The organism is Arthrobacter sp. SLBN-112 (genome assembly GCF_006715225.1).
Taxonomy (GTDB): Bacteria; Actinomycetota; Actinomycetes; order Actinomycetales; family Micrococcaceae; genus Arthrobacter.
Genome location: NZ_VFMU01000001.1, coordinates 1,975,736 through 1,997,307, shown reverse-complemented (window position 1 = coordinate 1,997,307; position 21,572 = coordinate 1,975,736). Strand labels below are relative to the sequence as shown.

The following is a 21,572-nucleotide window of genomic DNA, read 5'->3' as shown; positions in this document are numbered from 1 at the left end:
GGGGAGCAATCGATGGTGGTGGTAGTGGGGATCAGTTGGAGGGGAAGTTGTAGGAGGCGCCGGAGGCGTGGTGGGTTTCGGGCCAGCGGGATGTGACCACCTTGCCGCGGGTGTAGAAGGATACGCCTTCGGGGCCGTAGATGTGCTTGTCGCCGAAGAGGGATGCCTTCCAGCCGCCGAAGGAGTGGTAGGCCACGGGGACGGGCAGGGGCACGTTGATGCCGATCATGCCGACAGTCACGGAGCGCTGGAACTTGCGGGCGGCGGCGCCGGAGGAGGTGAAGATGGCGGTGCCGTTGCCGTAGGGGTTGGCGTTGATGAGTTTGATGCCGTCTTCGAGGGTGTCAACGCGGACCACAACAAGGACCGGCCCGAAGATCTCTTCCGTGTAAGCCGTCATTTCGGTCTTGACGTGGTCGATCACGGTGGGTCCCACCCAGAAGCCGTCTTCGTGGCCGGGGACTACAAGGTCGCGGCCGTCCACCACCATGGCGGCACCGGCGGCTTCGGCTTCGGTGACGATCCGTACGATGCGTTCCTTGGAGGCCGGGGTGATGACCGGGCCCATTTCGGCGTCGGGTTCGGTACCGTTCTTGACCTTGACGGCCAGGGCGCGTTCTTCGACCTTCTTGACGATGAGGTCGGCTGCGTCCCCGACGGCCACGGCGACGGAGATCGCCATGCAGCGTTCACCGGCGGAACCGAAGGCGGCGGCGGCGAGGTGGTCGGCGGCGTTGTCCAGGTCGGCGTCAGGCATCACGATGGCGTGGTTCTTCGCCCCGCCCAGGGCCTGGACCCGCTTGCCGTGCTTGGTGGCGGTCTCGTGGACGTACTGGGCGATCGGGGTGGAGCCGACGAAGGAGATGCCGTCCACGTCCGGATGGGTCAGCAGGCCGTCCACGGTTTCCTTGTCGCCATGCAGGACCTGGAAGACGCCGTCGGGCAGGCCGGCCTGCTTCCAGAGCTTGGCCAGCAGCAGCGAGGCTGAGGGGTCGCGCTCGGAGGGCTTGAGGATGAACGCGTTGCCGGTGGCGATCGCCATCGGCGCCATCCACAGCGGCACCATCACCGGGAAATTGAACGGGGTGATGCCGGCCACCACACCGAGGGGTTCGCGGAAGTTGAACACATCGATGCCGGTGGAGACCTGGTCCGAGTAGTCGCCCTTGAGCAGCGTGGGGATGCCGCAGGCGTACTCGATCACTTCCAGGCCACGGCCGATTTCACCCTTGGCGTCGGAGATGACCTTGCCATGCTCGGCCGTGACCAGCTGCGCCAACTCCTCGACGTGGGAGGCGACCAGTTCGCGGAATTTGAACAGCACCGCGGTGCGCTTGGCCAGGGAGATGTCCCCCCAAGTATCGGCGGCCTTGCGGGCGGCCGCGACTGTGGCCTCCAGGTCGGCGCGGTTGGCCAGGCGCAGCGTGGCGGACACGGCACCGGTGGCGGGGTTGTATACCGGCGTGGTGCGCTCACCCTCGCCGGCGGTCTCCGTGCCGTTGATGAAGTGGTTGATGACAGTTTCAGTGGTGGTGGCAGTCATGGGACTCTTCCTTGAGTGGTGGGTCTTCGAGGGAGCGGGCGTTAGCCGAGCAGTTTGCGCTGGCGTGACTTATGGTCGCCATACGTCTGGAACGCCTGCTTGGTGGAGTCGAGTTCGGAGACCTGGGAGACGGGGACGTCCCACCAGGACTCGGAGGACGGTGCATCCAGCAGCGGGTCGGATTCGACGTGGATCAGGATAGGTCCGCTGCGCTCCGGAGCGGCCTTGGCATCGCGGATGGCTTGCTCAAGTTCGGCGATGACCTTCTCCCCCGGCTCGATCCGGATGACCTTCACGCCCAGGGACTCGGCGTTCAGGGCCAGGTCCACCGGCAGGGTCTCGCCTTCGTCGAAGCTGTGCTGTTCCTCGTTCAGTGCCCGGTACTGGGTGCCGAACCGCTGCGAGCCGAGGGATTCGGAGAGGGAGCCGATGGAGGCGTAGCCGTGGTTCTGGATCAGGACCACGATCAGCTTGATGCGTTCGGCGACGGCGGTGACCAGTTCGGTGTGCATCATCAGGTAGGAGCCGTCCCCCACCATGACGACGACGTCGCGGACGTCCGCGCGGCCCTCGCCGCCCGCCGTCGGGCTTTCAGCCGCTTCAGCAAGCGCTGCGCGCTTGACGCCGAGGCCGCCGGGGATCTCGTAGCCCATGCAGGAGTAGGCGTATTCGACGTGGTAGCCGAACGGGTCCCGGACGCGCCACATCTTGTGCAGGTCCCCGGGCAGGGACCCGGCCGCGCAGATGACAACGTCGCGGGGGTCCATGGCCCGGTTGGTGGCGCCGATGATCTCATTCTGGGCGGGCAGCGGGGTGTAGCGGGTGTCGAACGCCTCGTCCACCGTGGCGTTCCAGCGCTTCTTCTCGGCCGCGACCTTCTGCTCCAGGTCGGCGCCTACCCGGTAGCCGCCCAGTGCTGCGTTGAGCTTCACCAGTGCCTTGCGGGCATCGGCCACGATCGGGAGCGTGGTGCCGTGCTTGTAGGCGTCGATCGGGGCCACGTTGATGTTAATGAAGCGCACGTCCGGGTTCTGGAACGCGGTCCGGGACGCGGTGGTGAAGTCCTCGTAGCGGGTGCCGATGCCGATGATCAGGTCCGCCTCGGCAGCGATGGCGTTGGCCGCCGTCGTGCCGGTGGAGCCGATGGCACCCAGTGAGTGCTGGTGGTCCCAGGGCAGGACGCCGACGCCGGCCTGGGTGTTGCCCACCGGGATGCCGGTCAGCTCCACGAACTTCGCGAGTTCATCGTTGGCGTAGGCGTAGAGGACGCCGCCGCCGGCGATGATCAGTGGACGCTTCGCGGCCCGGATAGCGGCCGCGGCGCGGGCGATGTCGTCGTCGTCGGCCTCCGGGCGGCGGATCCGCCACTCGCGCTCGGCCAGGAATTCCGCCGGGACGTCGAAGGCCTCGGCCTGGACGTCCTGCGGCAGCGAGATGGTCACGGCACCGGTCTCGGCCGGGTCTGTCAGCACGCGCAGGCCGTGGTGGAACGCGGAGAACAGCTGCTCGGGGCGGGTGACGCGGTCGAAGAACTTGGACAGCGGCCGGAACGCGTCGTTGACCGTGAGGTCGTAGGCGTAGGGCTGTTCCAGCTGTTGCAGCACGGGGTCTGCAGCTCGGGTGGCGAACGTGTCACTCGGCAGCAGCAGCACCGGAAGCCGGTTGGTGGTGGCCAGCGCGGCACCGGTCAGCAGGTTCGAGGAACCCGGGCCGATCGAGGTGCTGACCGCGTAGGTCTGGCGGCGGCGGGTGTGCCGGGCGTATCCCACGGCCTGGTGGACCTGGGCCTGTTCGTTCCGGCCCTGGTAGTACGGCATGATGGCCGGGTCCAACTGCTGGTACTGCTTCAGGGCCTGGCCCACACCGGCCACGTTGCCGTGCCCGAAAATACCGAACGTGCCCGGAATGAGCCGCTCACGGTACTCCAGGCTGCCCACCTTGTCGACGGTGTATTGCTTGGATAGGTATTCGACGACGGCCTGCGCCACCGTCATCCTGCGCGTTCCTGTTGTTGTGCCCATGGCTAGTTCTCCGGGATTTCAGTGGTGTGGTGCAGTAGCGAGGCGGCGCTGGCGACGGCGCCCGCGACGTCCCCGTCTGCCGGGTAGAGCAGGGTCCGGCCAACCGTGAGGCCCTGGACGCCAGGGAGCGCCAGTGCAGCCTGCCAGGTTGCGAAGACCTCGTCCTGGGTACCGTCCGGGTCCCCGCCCAGCAGGACGGTGGGCATGGTGGTGGCGGCCATGACGCGTTCCATTTCGGCCACCACGGGAAGCTTCATCCAGGTGTAGGCACTGGTGGAGCCCAGGCCCTCGGCGATGGCGATGGACTTGATCACGGCGTTGGTGGACAGGTCGTTGCGGACCCGCCCGTTCTCGCGGACCGAAAGGAACGGTTCCACCATGGCGATCAGCTTCCGCTCCGCCAGGGAATCGATGGCCTTGGCGGTCGCTTCCAGGGTGGCCACGGTGTCGGGGTCGCCCAGGCAGATGCGGGTGAGCATTTTGCCACCGTCAGCTCCCAGAGCCTCCAGCGCTGCTGCGGTGTGGCCGGTGAAGCGGTCGTCGAACTCGTTGACCAGCCCGGAGAGGCCGCCGCGGTTCATCGAACCGAACACCAGCTTGCCGTCCAGGGCGCCCAGCAGCAGCAGGTCGTCCATGATGTCCGGGGACGCCAGGACACCGTCGACGGCGGGATTGGCCAGGGCGATCTGCAGCCGGTCCAGCAGCTGGCGCCGGTCGGCCATGGCCACGGGGTCGCTGCCAACGGCAAGGGCGCCGCGGGCGGGGTGGTCTGCGGCGACGATGAAGTTCTGCCGGCCCGACTTCAGGCCGGGGTGGCGGCGGCGGGACTTGGCGGCACGGGCAACGGCATCCGGGTCTTCCAGGCGGATGGTGCTCAGGTGCTCATAGCGGCGCGGATCGTCGTCCAGTGCGTTGTTCGAGGCTAACGGGGTGAGGGTCACAGTGCTGCTCCTTCGGGAATCGAGGCGCCGGGAACCGCGCGGCCACGTTCGGCCAGCAGCGAGGTGACCTCATCCGGCGTCGGCATGGCATCGGCGCAGGAAAGGCGGGAAGCCACAATGGCGCCGGCGGCGTTGGCGTAGTCCAGGACCTGTGCCAGCGGCCACCCCGACAGCAGCCCGTGGCAGAAGGCGCCGCCGAAGGAGTCGCCGGCCCCCAGGCCGTTCAGGGTTTCCACCGGGACGGGAGCGGAGACCACGCGTTCGGTGCGGGTCTTGGCCATCACGCCTTCCGCGCCAAGCTTGACGACGGCGATTTCCACGCCGGCTGCCAGGAGCTGGTCTGCCTGCTCATCCGGGGTGCCTTCGCCTACGGCCACGGCGCATTCCTTGTCGTTGCCGATGGCAACGGTAACGTGCGGCAGGATCTTGGCGACCTCGGCGCGGGCCTCCTCTTCCGATGCCCAGAACATGGGCCGGTAGTCCAGGTCCAGGATAGTGAACTGCCCCTCGGCCAGGCCGGTGCGGGGACGGGCCTGGTGGGCGGCGATGTGGGCGCTGCGGGAGGGTTCCTGGCACAGGCCCGTGACGGTGGACCAGAAGATCCCGGCTCCGCGGATGGCGTCGAGGTCCAGTTCCCCGGCCTCGATCTGCAGGTCCGGCGCGGTGGGGAACCGGCCGTAGAAGTACAGCGGAAACTCGTCCGTGGCTGGCTTGATGGCGCAGAAGGTCACCGCGGTGGGCCAGTCCTTGACCGGCGTGACGTAGGTGTCATCGACGTTGAACTTGTGCAGTTCGCGGTGCAGGTAGGTGCCGAACGGATCATCCCCGGTGCGGGTGATGACGCCGGTGCGGCGTCCGTGTCGGGCTGCTGCAACGGCGACGTTGGAGGGCGAACCGCCAAGGTATTTGCCGAAGGAATTAACGTCCTCCAGGCCAACCCCGATGTCGTTCGGGTAGATATCAACGCTGATGCGCCCGATCGTAAGAAGTTCGTGGGTCACGTGAATCGTGGACCTTTCTGGTGTGGAACTCGAATCCTTTGAGGGCAGGAGTTCCGGGACTGGCAGGCCGTGGTGTGGGCCACAGGCACTACTTTGCCCTAGATCGAATGTCCTGTCAAAAGTTTGTACTGACATACTTACAACGAGATTTGCGATACGCCCACCCCCCAATGAATGGGCGCTTCTCCTACTTCCTCGGAACGGCCAATTCGCCCGTCACGTACTGGGCGCGGCCAAAGCCGAAGGACCAGTCACCGGCGGTGTTTTCGACATAGCCAATGAAGACGTCCTCCCCGGCCACGCCAACCGCCGCAAGCTTTTCGGCCACCGCCGCGAAGAGCCGCTGCTTAGCCTCCTGCGAACGCCCGCCCTGGGTGAAGATCTGGATCATGACAACACCCCCGGTGCGCTCAAACCCCAATCCGGCATCCTGGGCGAAGATCTGGCCCTGCGGGTGCTCGGTCAGAATGTGGAAGTAGTCCCGCTCCGGAATGCCGTACTCGGCAAGGATCGCGTCGTGGATTCCGCGGCTGAGCTGTTGCAGGGCCTCCGCGCTGCGCCCTTCATTAACGTCGATGCGGACCAATGGCATGGAACTTCTCCTTCAAACAGTTTGTACTGACATACTAACAAAGAAAGAATTCAGGAAACAAGGGTCAAGGTCTTGAGGCGGCACAAAGACGGGGCTATGCTTAGACAACCAAGTGGTTGATAAACCATTAGGTTGATTAGAAACGGACACGAATGAACTCTGAAAGTGCGGCCTTGGACTCGGCCTTCATGGCCCTGGCAGATCCCGTGCGGAGGAGCATCATTGCCCGGCTCAGCCGGGGCCCGGCAACAGTGAACGAATTGGCAGAACCGTTCGAGATCTCCAAGCAGGCGGTTTCGAAACATATCCAGGTGCTCGAGCAGGCGGAACTGGTGACCCGAAGCAGGGACGCGCAGCGCAGGCCCGTCCACCTCAACCCGGACCGGCTTGAAGCGCTGACCGCATGGATCGACCGCTACCGGTTGGTGCGTGAAGGGCAGTTCCGCAGCCTCGACGCCGTCCTTAGATCAAACACCGCGGACAGCGGTGATCAATCCTCCAAGGAGTCATGATGAGCAATTCCCTGAAACTCAGCGTTCCCGAGGGCGTCCCCTTCATCGATTTCGAGCGCGAGTTCGATTTCCCGGTCGCGGACGTGTTCCGCGCGCACAAAGAGCCGGACCTCGTTGTCCAGTGGCTGGGCCCGCGGGGCATGAAGATGGAGATCGGCCACTACGACTTCCGCACGGGCGGCAGCTACAGCTACCTGCACACGGGGCCGGACGGGGTGGCCTACGAGTTCAAGGGCATCTTCCACACCGTGCGGGACAACGAATTCGCCATCCAGACGTTTGAGTTCGGCGGGTACCCGGATGTGGTCAGCCTGGATTTCATGACGTTTGAGGACCTGGGCAACGGGCGGACCCGGCTTCGGGGCCACTCCGTCTACCCCAGTCAGGAGGCGCGCGACGGCATGGCGCAGTCCGGCATGGAGGGCGGCATGAGCGAAGGCTACGAGCGGCTTGAGGAATTGCTGGCCGGGGCGCGGGTCTGAGTTAAGGCAAGGGCCTCGTCCAGTACTCGGCCCAGGTTTCCGGCGTCGTGGGCAAAGCGGCCCAGGAAGAGCCCGTCTGCGGCGGGGAGCTGGGGCAGCAGCCCGGGCCCGGCGCTGCCGCCGTAGATCAGGGGGCAGCCCGCACCCAGTTCGGCATGGAGCAGGGCAAGCACAGCGTTGATGTGGTGCGGCGGAGCGGGCGCCTCGGCGCCGATGGCCCACACAGGTTCGTAGGCCAGCACCAGGCGTTCCAGCAGTGCGGGGTCCCCGCCGGTGGCGGCATGGACCTGCCCGGCGCAGAAGTCAGCGGCAGCCCCGGCGTCGAGCATATCCGGCTCACCGATGCACAGCAGCGGGGTGAGCGAATGCCCGACGGCGGCACGCACCTTGCGCGCCACCACGGCGTCGTCCTCGGCGAACAGCCGGCGGCGTTCTGCGTGGCCGATTTCGACCAGCGTGACGCCGAGCTCGGCCAGCATGCCGGGACTCACTTCGCCGGTCAAGGGCCCGTCTCCCCAGGCGCAGTTTTGTGCGCCCAGCAGGACGGGCGAGCCGGCCAGGATCCGCGCGGCCGGCTCCAGTACGGGGAAGGAAGGGATGACGAAGACCCGGACCGGGGAGTCCTTGCCGAGTCCGGGTCTTTCGTCCACAACGGAGCGCACCTCCGACAGCCAGCGCAGGCTTGCCTGGTATCCCAGGTACATTTTGGTGCTGACACCGACGAAGACGGTGTCGTTGCCTGTGCTGCTGCCGGAGGTGCGCATTGGGTTTCCTCTTACTTGTGGTGCTCAGTCGAGCAGGTCGTCGGCCCTGTTCTTGAACCGCTTGGTGGCGTACATCATCGCTGCAGCCACGAAGGGCAGGACGCCCAGGGCGTAAACGCCCATGGAGCCGGTGGGTGAGTGTGTGGCCTCGTTGACGGCGGTCCGGAGGATGGGTGCAACAAACCCGCCCAGGTTGCCCAGCGAGTTGATCAGGCCAATGCCCGCCGCGGCCGCGGAGCCGGCCAGGAACGCGGTGGGATAGGACCAGACAACAGGGCCCACGGCCAGGAAGCTGCAGACCGCCAGGGTAATGAAGACCATGCCGATGACCGGCTGGTGGTTGGTTCCTGCCCAGGCGGAGCCGAAGATGCACAGGCCGGTGGAGATGAACAGGATGGTGCCGAACTTCCGCCGTTTGGCCACGGTGTCCGCGGCCTTGCCAATGAAGTAGCAGGAGAAGATGCCGAAGAACCACGGGACGGCGATCAGCAGGCCGACGGCGAGTCCCACCTTTTGCCCGGTCAGCGAGGAGACCTGCTGCGGCAGGAAGAACGTCACGCCGTAGACGGCGATCTGCAGGCAGAAGTATATGGCGGTGAAGTACCAGACGCGGCCGTTGCGCATGGCGGCGAGGATGCCCCGGGGACCGTGTTCGTCCTTGATGTTGTCCTCAAGTGCCATGACTTCCTTCAGTGCGTACTTCTCCTCCCGGTTAAGGAACTTCGCCTTTTCAGGACCGTTGATGAGGAAGAAGAACGCGGCGATACCCGCCAGGACGGCCAGCATGCCTTCAACGAAGAACATCACCTGCCAGCCGCGCAGGCCCGGCACCTGGTCGCCGATGTTGATCAGCCAGCCCGACAGCGGGTTGCCGATCATCTGGGAGAACGGCTGGGCCAGGTAGAAGATGGCGAACATCTGGACGCGCACCTTGTTCGGGAACCATTCGGCGAGGTACATGATCACGCCAGGGAAGAGGCCGGCCTCAGTCACGCCGAGGAGGAAACGCAGGATCACGAACGAGGTCTCGCCCTGGACGAAGGCGAAGCACGCCGAGACGATGCCCCAGGTGATGGCGATGCGGGCAAGCCAAATCTTGGCGCCGACCTTCTTGAGCAGCAGGTTGCTGGGGATCTCGAAGATCGCGTAGCCAATGAAGAAGATTCCTGCGCCCAGGGCGAAGGCCGCGGCGGACACTCCCTTGTCCGCCCCCAGGGCCGCTTCGGCAAAGCCGACGTTGGTGCGGTCCAGGAACGAAACGACGTACAGGATGACCAGCATCGGCATGAGCCGGCGGGCCGCCTTGAAGATTGCGGACTTCAGGACCGGGCGGGCCAGAAGTTCCTTGGATGTTGCGGTGGTTTCGGACACAACACTCTCCTTCGAGTGGTGACATTGATGGTTTTACTGCAGCCCGGCGGGCCGCAGGCTTTAAGTGGTGGCGCCCGGCGGGGTGCCATCAGTGCATGTACAGTCCGCCGTCGACGTTCAGCGTCTGGCCGGAGATGTAGCCGGCGTCTTCGCCAATCAGGAAATGGATGGCGGCCGCGACGTCACGGGGGCTGCCCACGCGGTTCACCACCAGGTCCTTGACCAGCTCATCCTTGCGTTCCTCGCTCAGCGTGCCGCCCATGATGTCGGTGTCGATCGGGCCCGGCGAGATGGCGTTGACGGTGATGTCGTACTCCCCCAGTTCACGGGCGGTGGCGCGGGTCAGGCCGATGACGCCGGCCTTGGCCACGGAGTACGGGGTCTTGCTGAAGGTGCCGCCGCCGCGCTGGGCGGAGACGGAGGAGATGTTCACGATCCGCCCCAGCCGGTTCCTGGCCATCGATTCGGCAGCGCGGCGGGTTGCGTAGTGCACCCCGTTCATGTTGATGCTGAGCACGCGGTCCCATTCGGCGGCGTCCAGCTCCAGGTACGGCACGGGGGAACTGACGCCCGCGATATTGGCCAGGGCCACCAACTGCGGAAGTTCGGCTTCAATCTCGTCGATGGCCGCGCGGACGGATGCTTCGTCGCTGACGTTCGCGCCGGCACCGTGGGCCTTGACGCCGTGTTTTTCGGCGAGTTCTTTGGCCACCGCCTTGCTGGCGGCGTCATCGAGGTCGATCACGCCGATGTTCCAGCCGCGCTCTGCCAGGTAGTCCGCGGTGGCCCGGCCGATGCCGCGTTCTGAGACGGCACCGGTGACGATTACCGTGCGGTCCGTGGGGAATGCTGTCATGGAGGTGTTCCTTCTGATCAGGAAAGCGGGGCCGGGCCCAGCTCTTCAATGAGCTTTTGCATGGCGACGTACGCCTTGTTCCGGTAAGCAACCAGGGCAGCGGTCCGGTCAGCCGGGACGTCCAGGAAGCCGGAGCCGGTCTTGGTACCCAGCTGGCCGGCGTCGACCTTCTCCTGAAGGATTTTGGGCGTGGCGAACCGCTCTGGGAAGCCGGTCTGAAGGGACTTGTAGCAGAAGGCGTACACGTCCAGGCCCGCCATGTCAGCGATCGCGAACGGCCCGAAGAACGGCAGCCGGAAGCCAAAGGTGGTGCGGACCATGGTGTCCACGTCCTCGGCTGTGGCGATGCCTTCCTCCACAACCTGGGCGGCTTCGTGGAAGAGGGCGTACTGGAGCCGGTTCAGCACGAAGCCGGTGACGTCCTTGACGGTGGCTGTTTCCTTGCCGGTCTCCCCCACGATGGTGCGGGCGGCCTGGACCGTTGCCTCGGAAGTTCCTTCGTGCGGGATGACTTCCACGCCGGGGATGAACGGGGCCGGGTTGGAGAAGTGGACGCCCAGGAAGCGCTCCGGGTTGTCCACCACCTCGGCCAGCTTGGCGATGGAGATGGTGGAAGTGTTGGAGCCGATGATGGCATCGGGGCGGGCGGCGGCGCTGATCCTGCCCAGGGTGGCGTGCTTGATTTCCAGGACCTCCGGCACTGCCTCCTCGATGTACTCGGCGCTGGCCACGGCTTCTTCGATGTCCTTGGCTGCCCAGAGGTTTTCCTTGAGCATGTCGGTAGCGTTCGCAGGGAACAGGCCGGCCGCGACGAACTCGTCGGATTCCTTCAGCAGGCGCTCGTAGTTGCTCTGGGCGATTTCGGCGGAGACGTCCGCCAGTGCCACGCGGGCTCCGGCGAGCGCCAGGACCTGGGCGATTCCGCCGCCCATGTAGCCGGAGCCGACAACGGCGATGTTACGGATGCTCATTTGGTTTCAAGTCCTTCCGACGCGCCCTCATAGGAGCAGATGGCGTCTACTTTTGCCGCGGATGCGGAGTTTTCATCGAAGCGGTAGTTGAGCCACTCGCCCACCAGCCTCTTGGCCAGTTCCAGGCCGATGACGCGCTGGCCCATGGTCAGCACCTGCGCGTTGTTGGACAGCACGGAGCGTTCCACGGAGTAGCTGTCGTGGGCCGTGACCGCCCGGATGCCCGGTACCTTGTTGGCCGAAATGGCCACGCCCAGGCCGGTGCCGCAGATCAACAGCGCGCGGTCCGCTTCGCCGGCGGCCACCTTACGGGCTGCGGCGACGGCCAGGTGCGGGTAGGCCGTGGAGTCGTCGGCGCCGACTCCTACGTCCTCCACCGACGCAACGCGGGGGTCCGCCTCCAGCAGTTCGCGCAGGGCATTCTTGTATTCCACGCCGGCTTCGTCGTTGCCGACGACGATGCGCCAGCCTGGCTGGGTGTTCTCGGTCATGGGGTCTCCTTAGTTGCTTTCAATCGAAGCGGCGTAGTCGGCCACCCGGCGGGCGATGAGGCCGAAGGACACTGCCCCGGGATCAGGGTGGCCCAGGCTCTTTTCGGCCAGCGGCCGGGCACGGCCTTTCTTTGGGCTGAGCGCGGCAGTCGCGTCAGCGGCCTCTGCCGCCGCCTCCGCCGCCGCACGAAGGCTGCCGGCCAGGCTGCCGCCGTCGTCAATTGCCTTGGCGAAGGTGTCAGCGAACGGAAGCAGCGCGTCCACCATGGTCTTGTCTCCGGCTTCGGCCTTGCCCAGGGTGATGATGGCGTCGCGAAGGGCATTAACCGCCGCCGCTGCGTCTGCCGCGGTATAGGCATCCTTGCTGCCAAGGGTCCTGCCGACGGCGGTGACTGCCGCGCCCCATAGGGCACCGGAGGTACCGCCGGCGCGCTCGGCCCACTGCTCCCCCGCCGCCGCGAGGACTTCCTCCAGGCCGGCTCCGCCGGCGTGGGACTTCTCCGCTGCAGCAACGGCCGCGTCCACGCCGCGCCGCATGCCGATGCCGTGGTCGCCGTCCCCGGCGATGGCGTCCAGCTTTCCGAGTGCCTCCTCGTGTTCGACGACGACGGCGCGCGCCTCCTTCAGCGCACCCACCGCCGTGGCGGCCAGGGCGGTGGACGCCCGGGTTGCTGCCAGCGCGGGCGCTGTGGCAGCCTCAGCCAGGGACTCCACCGTCCGTGCCCGGCGCGGCGCCAGGTTGCCCTTGCGGAAGGCAGGGGTGTCAGCCGGCGCGGCCCAGAACTTCTCCAGTTCCTCATCCAGCCAGAACAGCGTCAGGGACAGGCCGGACATGTCCAGGCTGGTCACCAGTTCACCGCACTCCGGCTCGACGATGTCCAGCCCGGCAGCGGTGAGCAAGGCCTCGACTTTTCCGAACAGCAGGAAGAGTTCGTCGTACTTGACCGTGCCCAGTCCGTTGAGGATGGGTACCACGCGTTGGCCTGCGGCGTCCGGCTTGTCCTTCAGCAGTCCGTCCACCAGCAGCTTGGCGAGTTCGCTGGCGCTGGGCAGGGGCTGTTCGGAGATCCCGGGTTCGCCGTGGATCCCCAGTCCCACCGACATCATGCCTTCCGGCACGGTGAAGAGGGGCTCGCCTGCGCCGGGGAGGGTGCAGCCGGCGAAGGCCACGCCGAGCGAGCGGGTGTGGTGGTTGGCCTTGATGGCGAGCCGCTCCACCTCGTCCAGGTCCAGCCCGGCCTCTGCGGCCGCGCCGGCCACCTTGAAGACGGTAAGGTCACCGGCGATGCCGCGGCGCTTGCCGATCTCTTCAAGGGGCGCGCTGGCGATGTCATCGGTCACCAGCACGGTGCGGGTTTCGATGCCTTCAGCGTTCAGCTTCTCCTGCGCCTGGCCGAAGTGGAGCACGTCGCCTGCATAGTTGCCGTAGCTGAGGAGGACACCGCCGCCGGTCTGGGAAGCTTTGGCCACCCGGTACACCTGCCCGGCGGAGGGGGAAGCAAACATGTTGCCGCAAGCGCTTCCGGCGGCAAGCCCGGCCCCCACCAGGCCGGCGAAGGCCGGGTAGTGGCCGGAACCGCCGCCAATGACCACTGCCACCTGGCCGTCGGGTGATTCGGTGGAGCGGACAACACCGCCGTCCACGCGGGCCACGTACTGGCGGTTGGCTGCAACGAAGCCGTCGAGGGCGTCGTCAGCGAACTGCGCTGGATCGTCAAATATCTTTGTCATGATTCCTCGTTGAACCGGTTGGGTCGGTTGGGATGCCTGCCGGTGCCTAGCGAGCCGGAACGGCCGCCGGGGTCTGCCGGCCCTGGGCCACCAGGCTGGTGCCCAGTGCGTAGCTGTCCCGCTTCGGGAGGACCTGCCGGCGCAGGTAGTCCTGGTTGGCGGCCGTGACGCTGAGGCCGTCGCCGCCGTAGTGCTCGGTGCAGATGATGCCCTGGAAGCCCACCGAGATGGCGAACTGGAAGGCCTCGCGGTAGCTGATGAGGCCGGATTCCATGGGCGCCGGCATGGCAACGTAGTGGTCCCGGGCCTGATCCTCGTCACGGATGTAGTTCTTGACGTGCCAGTAGTTGGAGTAGGGCAGCGTCTTGTGGACCAGTTCGCGCCAGTCCTCGATGGGGCGGTGCAGGCGGATCAGGTTGCCCAGGTCCGGGTTCAAGCCAACGTTGGGCAGGTCGATGTCCTGGACCAGCTGGACCGAGGAGTCTGCGGTGCCAAGGTAGGTGTCCTCGTACATCTCCAGCGAGACCAGGAGCCCCAGTTCGGCGGCGTGCTTGCCCACTTCGCGGATGCGGGTGACGGCGTTGTTCCAGGTTTCCTTGTCCCCTGCCGGGTCCTTGTGGCCCTCGACGGTCCAGAACCAGAGCTGCTTCTGCTGCTCCGGGGTGATGGCCTGGTGCAGGCCGATCGAGACCACCTCGCAACCGAGCTGCGCAGCGGCCTCGAGGGTCCGGTGCGTGTAGGCCAGGTTTTCCTCCCACTTGCCTTCTTCGATCACGCTGCGGCGGATGGCGGAGATGGAGGGAAGCCCCAGGCCGGCGGCTGTGGCGGCAGCCTTCAGTTCGTCCAGGCGGGCGGTCGAGAGGTCGCCGGGGCGCACCCAGCTGTCGGTGAGGTCGGCGTTGGTGAAGCCGGCGTCTGCCACTTCCTCGAATACCTGCTGCCATTCGCTGGCGGGGGCGTCCTGGACGGCGGTTCCGTCCGGCTTGGTGCCCGGGAACTGCAGCAGGGCAGCAGCAATGGGCCAGTTTTCAGCGGTGTACGGCATTGTCACTCCAGATCTAGAATCGCATTTCCTATAGGATCTACGCCTTGCTTGGGTCCTGTCAAGGGGGTTGTTTGTCGCTCCCCTGCGGAAGCTGGTGAAGGGAGGGCCTTTAAGGTGGCCCTCATGGGCGTGCTAGCTGCGCACTTCGCTGTCGTGCTGCGAGCGCTGCTTGACGCCTTCAATGTGGTCGATCATCTTTTGCCGGGCAAGCGCGGCGTTGCCGGCTTCGAAAGCCTTGAGGATTTCGGTGTGCTCGGAGATGGCATAGTCGGCATCCGTCACGCCCAGGCCGCCGAAGAAGCGGAAGCGCTGCACCTGGCCGCCCAGCGCATTGTAGGCGGACAGCAGGAACTGGTTGTCGGCGGACTCGGCGATGAGCCGGTGGAAGCGTTCGTCGGCTTCCCAGTAGGCGCGGAACTCCGCGAAGGACGGCCCACGGGGCGCTGCCTTCAGGTCCTCGATGGCCTGCTCCAGCTGCCCTGTCAGTTGCGGGTCCGCATGCTTGCAGGCCATGAACGCATTGGCCGGTTCGATGACCAGGCGGGCGTCCATGAGATCGGCAAGTTCCTCCGGGGAAAACAGCGGGGCCACGCGGTAGCCCCGCAGGGCCATCCTCCGCACCATCCCGGTCGCTTCCAGCCGGGCGAGCGCCTCGCGTACCGGCGTCGGGGAAACGTCCAGTTCCCTGGCCATCCCGTCGATGCTGACCGGGGTGCCGGCTTCCAGCCGGCCGTCCATCAGGGCAACAAGAAGCGCCTCATAAACGTGGTCGGCGAGGACCTGCCTGCTCACGCCGCCGGTGGCCTTGTTTTTGGTTGCCATGTAGAAATCCTATAGCCGGAAGATGCGCGGGAGCGCGTGGATGAGGTGGTCCCGGGCACGCCTGCTGGTGCCGTGCGGCCAGGCGGCAGCACGGCACCAGCAGGAAGCGGTGGTCAGGAAACCTGCAGGCCGCCGTTGATGTCATAGGTGGCGGCGGTGATGTAACCGGCATCCTCGCCAAGCAGGAACGCGATCAGTGCGGCCACTTCCTCACGGGTTCCCACCCGGCCCATCATGATCCCCTCGGACATCTGGGCCTTGCGCTCGTCCGTCAGCGCTCCGCCCATGATGTCCGTATCGATCGGCCCCGGGGCGATGGCGTTCACGGTGATGTTGTGCCCGCCCACCTCGCGGGCCAGGGCACGGGTGAAGCCCAGGATGCCGGCTTTCGACGCACTGTAGGCCACCTTGGAGTAGGTGCCGCCGCCGCGCTGGGCCGAGATGGAGGAGATGCTGACGATCCTCCCGACTTCGCGCTCGATCATGCCCCGAAGGACGCGCTGGGAAACAAGGAACGTGCCGCGCATGTTGATGGCGAAGACCTTGTCCCATTCCGCCACGGTGGTTTCCATGAAGGGCGTGGGTGAACTGATTCCCGCGAGGTTGACCAGTCCGACGATGGGCGGAAGCGCCTGCTCGATCTCCGTGATGGCACGGTCCACCGATGCCTCGTCCGAGACGTCGGCGCCCACGCCGATAGCCTTGACGGCACGGCTGGAGCCGATTTCCGCCGCCGCAGCCTTCGCGTCCTCGGCATTGATGTCCAGGATGGCGATGGACCAGCCTTCGCTGGCCAGCCGGTCTGCAGTTGCCCGGCCGATCCCGCGGGCCGATGCGGCCCCGGTCAGGACCGCGGTGCGTTCTGCGGGAAAGGTGTGCTGTGTAGTCATTGGTGTGTCCTAGTGTGTTTCGGCGGCAGGAATTGTGGCCCCGGGGGCGGAGATACCTTCCGGCCGTTTGCGTGCGTAAAGGTAGGTGGCTGCAGCAGTGATGGCGAGGCAGGCGGCCAGGAAGACCAGCCCGCTCTGGCTGTTTCCGGTGGCGTCCTTGAGGATGCCCACGATGTAGGGCGCTACGAAGCCACCCAGGTTGCCAAGGGAGTTGACCATGGCAAGCCCGGCGGCCGCCGCGGCACCGGTGAGGGCTGCGGAGGGCATGGCGAGGAACGGCGCGATGGCGGAGTAGATGCCCATGGCCGCGAGGGTCAGGAACACCATGGCCAGCACGGCGTTGACCGGCAGCAGGAAGCCTGCGCCCAGGAGGCCGACGGCGGCGAGCACCATGCTCACGCTGGCATGCCACACGCGGTTGCCGGTTCGGTCCGAGCGCTTGCTCCAGAAGTAGACGAACACCGCTGCGATGGCGTACGGGATGAAGACGATGAAGCCCACCTGGGTCGAGTCGAACTTGCCGAGCGCCTTGACGATGGTGGGCAGCCACAGTCCCAGGCCGTAGATGCCGCAGACCAGGCCGAAGTACAGCGCCGAGTAGGCGATGGTGCGGGGGTCCTTCAGGCCGGCAAGGAAGTTGTGGTTTCCCGACTTCTGCTTGTGGGCAAGTTCGGCGGCCATCGTGGTGGAAAGCCACTCACGCTCTTCCGGCTTGAGCCACTTGGCGTGCTCGGGCCGGTCCGTCATGACGAAGGGGGTGATGATGCCCAGCAGGATGGCGGGAATGCCTTCGAGGATGTAGAGCCACTGCCAGCCGTGCAGGCCTGCCACGCCTTCCAGGTTCAGGAGCATGCCGGACACCGGGGCGCCGAGGGCGTTGGAGATGGGCTGCGCCAGGATGAAGATGCCCAGCACCGTCACGCGCTGCGCGGCCGGGAACCACAGGGTCAGGTAGAAGAGAATGGCGGGGAAGAAGCCCGCCTCGGCGGCTCCAAGCAGGAAGCGGATCACGTAGAAGGTGGCTTCACCGTTCACCAGGAACATGGCGGTGGCGAAGATGCCCCAGCTGATCAGGATGCGGGCGATCCACTTGCGGGCGCCATAGCGGTACATGCCGCCGTTGGAGGGGATCTCCAGCAGCGCATAACCGAGGAAGAAGATGCCGGCGCCCAGGCCGTAGGCGGCCTCGGTGAGGCCGATGTCCCCCTGCATGCCGAGCTTGGCGAAGCCGACATTGTTCCGGTCAAGGTAGGCAATGAAGTACAGCAGGACGATCAGGGGCATGATCCTCCGGCGAACCTTGCGGAGGGTGGTCTCGCCCAGCTCGCTGAGGGCGGGGGCAGCAGCGCGGGAAGTCATCGCTGGCCTCCCAGTGTGGGGTGGGAACCCTCGAAAGGGGAATGCGCGCGCATAAAGGCTCCTTTGGCTGGCGGCATTTTTTGGGGGAATTGATATCAGATGTCTGATGTCTGTATGAGATTCTAATCACAGGGACCGGGAGCGTCAAACACGAGCGCCGACGGGACCGGACGGCATGCCGATAGAAGGCAAATACCCAGTTGGAAGGGGCTCAGACAGGCCTAACGGGCACTTGCTCCGGAGGGGCTGGACACGGCGAGGTAGCGCTCGTAGTCCTCGAAGGTCTGGGTGATGTGGGCGTCCATGGTGGAGCGGGCGGTGGCCGGATCCCCGGCCGCAATGGCGGCCAGGACCATCTTGTGATGGTGGATGGCGTGACGCTGCACGTCAGGGAACGCTGAGGTTTCGCGCCTCATCGCGTAAAGCAGGGTGGACAGCTGGCCAAGCAGGGCCGGCACGAACGGGTTGCCGGACGCGCGCAGGACGGTGTCGTGGAAGGCGATGTCGGCCACGGTCAGCGCGTCCACGTCGCCGGCGTGATGTGCCGCTTCCATCTGTTCCACGCTGTCCTGCAGTGCGGCGAGGTCAGCCGGCCGGTGGCGGGAGGCGGCGAGTTCCGCCGCGCCGGTCTCCACCATGCGGCGGACTTCGAGCAAACGAAGCGCCACCTGGTCTGAGGCCACTCCCCTGGAGGCTGACCGCATGATCGCGTCCAGTCCGGTCCAGCGCTCGGGCGGGTTCACGAAGGTGCCCAGGCCGCGCTTTACGTACACGACGTCCTGCGCCTTCAGCACCTTCATGGCTTCGCGGGCTGTCAGCCTGCTGACACCGGACTCCTTGGCGATATCAGCCTCCGGCGGCAGGGCGTCGTCGGCCTTGATCTCGCCACTAAGGATGTGCTCGAGGACCTTGTCCACGACGGCGTCGACCAGGGTGGGTCGCTTCTCTGCCATCCGTCATTCCCCTGCCTGCGCGCCATGGGCGCCCTGATTTTCCTTCCTCAACATTACTCGACGCACTTGGGCACCCGCTGCCGGGCCGCCGTCGTTCGATAAACAGCACAGTGTGTTAAACAGCAAACGCGGGGCCACCCCTTGCCGGTCCTTGGCGGACCGGCCGGGAGTGGCCCCGCGCTGTGCGGTACTGCTAGAGGGCTGCGTAGACCTCGCGGAGCAGCGTGGCGGTCTCCGACGGCGTCTTGCCGACCTTGACGCCGGCGGCCTCGAGCGCTTCCTTCTTGGCCTGGGCGGTACCGGCGGAACCGGAAACGATGGCGCCTGCGTGGCCCATGGTCTTGCCTTCGGGGGCCGTGAAGCCGGCGACGTAGCCGACAACCGGCTTGGTCACGTTGGCCTTGATGAAGTCGGCTGCACGCTCTTCGGCGTCACCGCCGATTTCGCCGATCATGACGATGGCCTTGGTCTCGGGGTCAGCCTCGAACGCGGCCAGGGCGTCGATGTGCGTGGTGCCGATGACGGGGTCGCCGCCGATGCCGATGGCGGTGGAGAAGCCCAGGTCGCGCAGTTCGTACATCATCTGGTAGGTCAGCGTGCCTGACTTGGAGACCAGGCCGATGGGGCCCTTGCCGGTGATGTTGGCCGGGGTGATGCCAACCAGGGCCTCGCCGGGGGTGATGATGCCGGGGCAGTTCGGTCCGATGATGCGGGTGACCTGGTTGCCATCGGCGTCGAGCTTGGACTGGGCCAGGGCCCAGAATTCGGCGGAGTCCTGGACGGGAACGCCCTCGGTGATGACCACCACCAGGCCGATGCCGGCCTCGATGGCTTCGACGACGGCGTTCTTGGTGAATGCCGGCGGCACGAACACGATGGAGACGTCGGCGCCGGTTTCAGCCATGGCTTCCTTGACGGTGCCGTAGACGTTGATTTCGTTATCGCCGTGCAGGACCGTGGTGCCGGCCTTGCGGGCGTTGACGCCGCCCACGATGTTGGTGCCGGCCTTGAGCATCAGGGCGGTGTGCTTGGTGCCTTCGCCGCCGGTGATGCCCTGGACGATGACCTTGGAGTCCTTGTTGAGGTAGATAGACATTGTCGCGTCCCTTTACTTCGCTGCGTTGGCGAGCTCGGCGGCCTTGTCGGCGCCCTCGTCCATGGTGGCGGCCAGGGTAACCAGCGGGTGGTTGGCCTCGTTCAGGATGCGGCGGCCTTCCTCGACGTTGTTGCCGTCGAGGCGGACTACCAGCGGCTTGTTCGCGGTGTGGCCGAGCTCGGCCAGTGCACCCACGATGCCCTTGGCGACGGCGTCGCATGCGGTGATGCCGCCGAAGACGTTGACGAAAACGGACTTGACCTGCTCGTCGCCCAGGATGACGTCCAGGCCTGCGGCCATGACCTCTGCCGAGGCTCCGCCGCCGATGTCCAGGAAGTTGGCAGGCTTGACGTTGCCGTGGTTCTCGCCTGCGTAGGCAACGACGTCGAGAGTGGACATGACCAGGCCGGCGCCATTGCCGATGATGCCCACTTCGCCGTCGAGCTTGACGTAGTTGAGGTCCTGCGCCTTTGCCTTGGCCTCAAGGGGGTCTGCGGCGTCCTTGTCTTCAAGGGCGGCGTGCTTGGGGTGGCGGAAGTCGGCGTTCTCGTCGAGGGAGACCTTGCCGTCGAGGGCCACGATGTCACCGTTGCCGGTCTTGACCAACGGGTTGACCTCCACCAGGGTGGCGTCTTCCTTCTTGAAGACGTCCCAGAGCTTGAGGATGACGCCTGCCACCTTGCCGCGGAGTTCCTCGGCGAAGCCGGCGGCTGCGACGATTTCGTCGGCCTTGGCCTGGTCGATGCCGACGGCGGGATCGATGGCGATCTTGGCCAGCGCTTCGGGGCGTTCGACGGCGAGCTGTTCGATTTCCATGCCGCCCTCAACCGAGCACATGGCCAGGTAGTTGCGGTTGGCCCGGTCCAGCAGGACGGAGAAGTAGTACTCCTCCGCGATGTCCGCACCCTGGGCAATCATCACCTTGTTAACGGTGTGGCCCTTGATGTCCATGCCCAGGATGTTGGTGGCATGCTCAAACGCCTCGTCGGCGGACTTTGCCACCTTGACGCCGCCGGCCTTGCCGCGGCCGCCTGCCTTGACCTGTGCCTTGACAACGGTAACGCCGCCGATCTTCTCGGCAGCTGCCTTTGCTTCTTCTGGGGTGTACGCCACGATGCCGGCAAGCACGGGTACACCGTGCGCCTCGAACATATCGCGCGCCTGGTATTCAAACAGGTCCACGGTTTAGTGTCCTTCTACGTCGAAGTAGTTTCTGTACAGTCGGACACCATCGAAAAGACGATGACCGGGCTGCGGATTGCACGCACCGGCGGCCTGTCTGGAAACGAGCCACGCGGCGTAATGCTCCATGGGGAACTCTAGTCCTTTGGAGGGACCGGGCCGTCCCAGACTACCTCTTATGTGAGTAAGCACACTATTCTATGGACCGTAGAAAAACCGCGGATTTACGGGGTTTTTGAGCCCTCCGGCTGCGGCGCCGGGCTGGTTTTGGCCGGGCCGGGAACCAGTTCGTAACGTTCGGGGGAAACGAAGAATGCAACGCCGGCGGAGACGTTTCCGCATGCCACTCCGCCGTTGTAGGCGGAACAGCGCAAGCCGTTCCGTTCGAGGTTCTGCCCGTCTCCAAGCACCGGCAGTTGGGTCAGCGGCCCGGCCTTCGTCCCTCTCGGTCCGTAGGCTGCTTCCATCGGCGTGACCCCGGAGCGGCATTCCCCGTAGCGTGCAGTGTCCGGCGCCAGCAGGGCCACGCCACCCAGGTAACCAAGATGGGTTCCGGCGCAGTCATCCTTGACGTCCCCGGGTTGGGGGGGCTGATAGGTGGCAAGCCCGCAGTGGGCCACCGGGACAATAGGCAGCTTGTTGTTGGCAGCATCGCTGTACCGGTTTTGTTCGTAGGGCAGGTTCACGTGGTCCCCGCGCGCGGACGTCAGTGAGCAGGCGATGGTCCGGTCCGCGGTAATAAAGGAAAGGACGTCGCCCCCGCTGGAGAAGGCCTTTGCCTCAGCCAGGGGCGCTTTTTCCAGCTGCTCCATGGGAGGCAGCGGCGCCGGTGGAATATAGGAGGGGTCCTCGGTGGTCACGCTGCACCCCGTAACGGTCACGGCGATGGCGAGGAAAAGGGCGGCGAGCATCCCCCATTCAGTGCGTCGCATGGGCTCCATTATGCCCG

General features: G+C 65.8%; 21 protein-coding genes. 2 read left to right on the top strand and 19 right to left on the bottom strand.

The annotated features are described in order from the left end of the window. Nucleotides 1–31 precede the first annotated feature (31 nt). The 5 genes from FBY33_RS09335 to FBY33_RS09315 all read right to left on the bottom strand — a co-directional run bounded on the left by FBY33_RS09335 (nucleotide 32) and on the right by FBY33_RS09315 (nucleotide 6,098). Nucleotides 32–1,543: a CoA-acylating methylmalonate-semialdehyde dehydrogenase gene (locus tag FBY33_RS09335; RefSeq protein ID WP_142030324.1), complete on the bottom strand. Its 1,512-nt coding sequence runs from the start codon at nucleotides 1,541–1,543 to the stop codon at nucleotides 32–34. Nucleotides 1,544–1,584: 41 nt separating this feature from the next. Continuing rightward, nucleotides 1,585–3,537 (bottom strand): 3D-(3,5/4)-trihydroxycyclohexane-1,2-dione acylhydrolase (decyclizing), encoded by a 1,953-nt coding sequence (gene iolD, locus FBY33_RS09330; RefSeq protein WP_142032697.1) that lies wholly within the window; start codon nucleotides 3,535–3,537, stop codon nucleotides 1,585–1,587. A gap of 29 nt (nucleotides 3,538–3,566) precedes the next feature. Beyond that, a complete protein-coding gene (locus tag FBY33_RS09325; RefSeq protein WP_142030323.1) occupies nucleotides 3,567–4,505 on the bottom strand; it encodes a Cgl0159 family (beta/alpha)8-fold protein in 939 nt (312 codons plus the stop codon). Then, entirely contained in the window at nucleotides 4,502–5,506 is a 1,005-nt protein-coding gene (gene iolC, locus FBY33_RS09320; protein ID WP_142030322.1) for a 5-dehydro-2-deoxygluconokinase, read from the bottom strand. The genes FBY33_RS09325 and iolC overlap by 4 nt, the downstream gene beginning before the upstream one ends. Nucleotides 5,507–5,693: 187 nt before the next feature. Continuing rightward, complete coding sequence (locus FBY33_RS09315; RefSeq protein ID WP_142030321.1) at nucleotides 5,694–6,098, bottom strand: tautomerase family protein; 405 nt, start codon at nucleotides 6,096–6,098, stop codon at nucleotides 5,694–5,696. Between the two features lie 152 nt (nucleotides 6,099–6,250). Here FBY33_RS09315 and FBY33_RS09310 point away from each other — a divergent pair, with 152 nt between their 5' ends. After that, entirely contained in the window at nucleotides 6,251–6,610 is a 360-nt protein-coding gene (locus tag FBY33_RS09310; RefSeq protein WP_142030320.1) for an ArsR/SmtB family transcription factor, read from the top strand. Next, nucleotides 6,610–7,092 carry an SRPBCC family protein gene (locus tag FBY33_RS09305; protein WP_142030319.1) on the top strand — a complete coding sequence of 161 codons (483 nt, stop codon included), beginning with the start codon at nucleotides 6,610–6,612 and terminating at the stop codon, nucleotides 7,090–7,092. The genes FBY33_RS09310 and FBY33_RS09305 overlap by 1 nt, the downstream gene beginning before the upstream one ends. On the opposite strand, the gene FBY33_RS09300 is transcribed toward FBY33_RS09305, so the two are convergent. From FBY33_RS09300 to FBY33_RS09235, 14 genes are all read right to left on the bottom strand, one after another. Further along, nucleotides 7,050–7,856 carry a triose-phosphate isomerase family protein gene (locus tag FBY33_RS09300; protein WP_142030318.1) on the bottom strand — a complete coding sequence of 269 codons (807 nt, stop codon included), beginning with the start codon at nucleotides 7,854–7,856 and terminating at the stop codon, nucleotides 7,050–7,052. The two genes, FBY33_RS09305 and FBY33_RS09300, sit on opposite strands and share 43 nt — an antisense overlap. A gap of 24 nt (nucleotides 7,857–7,880) precedes the next feature. Continuing rightward, entirely contained in the window at nucleotides 7,881–9,227 is a 1,347-nt protein-coding gene (locus FBY33_RS09295) for an MFS transporter (RefSeq protein WP_142030317.1), read from the bottom strand. An 88-nt stretch (nucleotides 9,228–9,315) separates the two neighbouring features. After that, the gene (locus FBY33_RS09290; protein ID WP_142030316.1) at nucleotides 9,316–10,083 is read right to left on the bottom strand and encodes an SDR family NAD(P)-dependent oxidoreductase; all 768 of its coding nucleotides are present in this window, start codon (nucleotides 10,081–10,083) and stop codon (nucleotides 9,316–9,318) included. A gap of 17 nt (nucleotides 10,084–10,100) precedes the next feature. Then, the gene (locus FBY33_RS09285; RefSeq protein ID WP_142030315.1) at nucleotides 10,101–11,054 is read right to left on the bottom strand and encodes a 3-hydroxyacyl-CoA dehydrogenase family protein; all 954 of its coding nucleotides are present in this window, start codon (nucleotides 11,052–11,054) and stop codon (nucleotides 10,101–10,103) included. Further along, entirely contained in the window at nucleotides 11,051–11,545 is a 495-nt protein-coding gene (locus tag FBY33_RS09280; RefSeq protein ID WP_142030314.1) for a ribose-5-phosphate isomerase, read from the bottom strand. Before FBY33_RS09280 ends, FBY33_RS09285 begins: the two co-directional genes overlap by 4 nt. A 9-nt stretch (nucleotides 11,546–11,554) precedes the next feature. Next, nucleotides 11,555–13,276: a dihydroxyacetone kinase family protein gene (locus tag FBY33_RS09275; RefSeq protein ID WP_142030313.1), complete on the bottom strand. Its 1,722-nt coding sequence runs from the start codon at nucleotides 13,274–13,276 to the stop codon at nucleotides 11,555–11,557. A 46-nt stretch (nucleotides 13,277–13,322) separates the two neighbouring features. After that, nucleotides 13,323–14,321, bottom strand: a complete 999-nt coding sequence (locus FBY33_RS09270; protein ID WP_142030312.1) for a sugar phosphate isomerase/epimerase family protein — start codon at nucleotides 14,319–14,321, stop codon at nucleotides 13,323–13,325. 132 nt (nucleotides 14,322–14,453) lie between these two features. Next, nucleotides 14,454–15,143 (bottom strand): GntR family transcriptional regulator, encoded by a 690-nt coding sequence (locus tag FBY33_RS09265; RefSeq protein ID WP_142030311.1) that lies wholly within the window; start codon nucleotides 15,141–15,143, stop codon nucleotides 14,454–14,456. A gap of 113 nt (nucleotides 15,144–15,256) precedes the next feature. Then, nucleotides 15,257–16,033 (bottom strand): SDR family NAD(P)-dependent oxidoreductase, encoded by a 777-nt coding sequence (locus FBY33_RS09260; RefSeq protein ID WP_142030310.1) that lies wholly within the window; start codon nucleotides 16,031–16,033, stop codon nucleotides 15,257–15,259. Nucleotides 16,034–16,042: 9 nt separating this feature from the next. Beyond that, on the bottom strand, nucleotides 16,043–17,392 hold the full coding sequence (locus FBY33_RS09255; protein ID WP_142030309.1) for an MFS transporter: 1,350 nt from the start codon (nucleotides 17,390–17,392) through the stop codon (nucleotides 16,043–16,045). A gap of 221 nt (nucleotides 17,393–17,613) precedes the next feature. After that, a complete protein-coding gene (locus FBY33_RS09250; protein WP_056331197.1) occupies nucleotides 17,614–18,345 on the bottom strand; it encodes a FadR/GntR family transcriptional regulator in 732 nt (243 codons plus the stop codon). A gap of 193 nt (nucleotides 18,346–18,538) precedes the next feature. Beyond that, nucleotides 18,539–19,441: a succinate--CoA ligase subunit alpha gene (gene sucD, locus FBY33_RS09245; RefSeq protein ID WP_142030308.1), complete on the bottom strand. Its 903-nt coding sequence runs from the start codon at nucleotides 19,439–19,441 to the stop codon at nucleotides 18,539–18,541. Between the two features lie 12 nt (nucleotides 19,442–19,453). Then, complete coding sequence (sucC, locus tag FBY33_RS09240) at nucleotides 19,454–20,623, bottom strand: ADP-forming succinate--CoA ligase subunit beta (RefSeq protein WP_142030307.1); 1,170 nt, start codon at nucleotides 20,621–20,623, stop codon at nucleotides 19,454–19,456. Nucleotides 20,624–20,847: 224 nt separating this feature from the next. Continuing rightward, nucleotides 20,848–21,564 carry a hypothetical protein gene (locus tag FBY33_RS09235; protein ID WP_235010498.1) on the bottom strand — a complete coding sequence of 239 codons (717 nt, stop codon included), beginning with the start codon at nucleotides 21,562–21,564 and terminating at the stop codon, nucleotides 20,848–20,850. Between the last annotated feature and the right edge of the window lie 8 nt (nucleotides 21,565–21,572).

Coding starts and splice junctions, on each gene's coding strand:
- FBY33_RS09335 (WP_142030324.1), bottom strand. CDS start 1,543: ATGACTGCCACCACCACTGAAACTGTCATCAACCACTTCATCAACGGC.
- iolD (WP_142032697.1), bottom strand. CDS start 3,537: ATGACGGTGGCGCAGGCCGTCGTCGAATACCTATCCAAGCAATACACC.
- FBY33_RS09315 (WP_142030321.1), bottom strand. CDS start 6,098: ATGCCATTGGTCCGCATCGACGTTAATGAAGGGCGCAGCGCGGAGGCC.
- FBY33_RS09310 (WP_142030320.1), top strand. CDS start 6,251: ATGAACTCTGAAAGTGCGGCCTTGGACTCGGCCTTCATGGCCCTGGCA.
- FBY33_RS09305 (WP_142030319.1), top strand. CDS start 6,610: ATGAGCAATTCCCTGAAACTCAGCGTTCCCGAGGGCGTCCCCTTCATC.
- FBY33_RS09300 (WP_142030318.1), bottom strand. CDS start 7,856: ATGCGCACCTCCGGCAGCAGCACAGGCAACGACACCGTCTTCGTCGGT.
- FBY33_RS09290 (WP_142030316.1), bottom strand. CDS start 10,083: ATGACAGCATTCCCCACGGACCGCACGGTAATCGTCACCGGTGCCGTC.
- FBY33_RS09285 (WP_142030315.1), bottom strand. CDS start 11,054: ATGAGCATCCGTAACATCGCCGTTGTCGGCTCCGGCTACATGGGCGGC.
- FBY33_RS09280 (WP_142030314.1), bottom strand. CDS start 11,545: ATGACCGAGAACACCCAGCCAGGCTGGCGCATCGTCGTCGGCAACGAC.
- FBY33_RS09275 (WP_142030313.1), bottom strand. CDS start 13,276: ATGACAAAGATATTTGACGATCCAGCGCAGTTCGCTGACGACGCCCTC.
- FBY33_RS09270 (WP_142030312.1), bottom strand. CDS start 14,321: ATGCCGTACACCGCTGAAAACTGGCCCATTGCTGCTGCCCTGCTGCAG.
- FBY33_RS09265 (WP_142030311.1), bottom strand. CDS start 15,143: ATGGCAACCAAAAACAAGGCCACCGGCGGCGTGAGCAGGCAGGTCCTC.
- FBY33_RS09260 (WP_142030310.1), bottom strand. CDS start 16,033: ATGACTACACAGCACACCTTTCCCGCAGAACGCACCGCGGTCCTGACC.
- FBY33_RS09255 (WP_142030309.1), bottom strand. CDS start 17,392: ATGACTTCCCGCGCTGCTGCCCCCGCCCTCAGCGAGCTGGGCGAGACC.
- FBY33_RS09250 (WP_056331197.1), bottom strand. CDS start 18,345: ATGGCAGAGAAGCGACCCACCCTGGTCGACGCCGTCGTGGACAAGGTC.
- sucD (WP_142030308.1), bottom strand. CDS start 19,441: ATGTCTATCTACCTCAACAAGGACTCCAAGGTCATCGTCCAGGGCATC.
- FBY33_RS09235 (WP_235010498.1), bottom strand. CDS start 21,564: ATGGAGCCCATGCGACGCACTGAATGGGGGATGCTCGCCGCCCTTTTC.